Below are 765 nucleotides of genomic sequence, written 5' to 3'. Positions count from 1 at the left end.
AAATTCCGCAAATGTGGGTGCCAGCCAGGATAGATGAAGGAAAAACGCTCTTCTCCTGCCGATGGTCGCGAGTGCTTCCAATGGAGATCTCCCTGGCGCGCGGGTCGTGGCGTGAACGCGGATCGCCAGAATACCCCCTATTTTTCCGATCTTTCGCGAGGTCATACGCATGCCTCGAACTATCACCCTCCCCGTCCGCCCTGCCCGGCCAGCAATAGAATTTCGCCGACGCCGGCTCCGCGTAGCCCGTGTTAGCTGAATTAATGATCCGCCGCGCCGTATTAGCGGAATCGTTGGACATGGCCGGAAAATGGCGTTGCTCTTGCACAACGGCCAAAAGCATCCAGGAATGTCAGATTCCATATATAAATCAACAGGTTAGATCCATATGATTAGTAGCGGATATAGCGGGCGCCGCTAGCGGAACGTTCCTCAACAGCCACGGACGAACTGCTCGTAGAACTGGCGCGCTATCGCGAGGCCTACGGCCTGCCGCCGATGCCATTGCCAGGTGAGGATCGCCCGATCGTGCTACCGATCATTGGCAAGGAAAAGTCCTTGTCGCGCGGGGCGCTGCACCTGGTGCCCAAGGAGATCTTCGTCCGACGCCTTTGGATCCCTATCGCGACTATATCGAGGAACGAATCGTCCAGGGCTGTCGCGTTCCTGAACTGATCTGGCAAGAACTCAAGCAGCGAGGTTACTTGGGAAGTCGCGCCTCCGTGCAGAGTTGCGTGGTCCGCCTCCTCTTTCCGCTGGGCAAGG

1 pseudogene is annotated in these 765 nt (G+C 57.5%); it reads left to right on the top strand.

The features are described 5' to 3' along the window. Positions 1–438: 438 nt before the first annotated feature. Positions 439–600 (top strand): annotated as a pseudogene (locus tag CF70_RS37150) (integrase); the annotation flags it as partial. Positions 601–765 lie beyond the last annotated feature (165 nt).

The sequence above is a fragment of the Cupriavidus sp. SK-3 genome, from assembly GCF_000611145.1.
Taxonomy (GTDB): Bacteria; Pseudomonadota; Gammaproteobacteria; order Burkholderiales; family Burkholderiaceae; genus Cupriavidus.
This window is presented reverse-complemented; position numbering and strand designations above follow the sequence as displayed.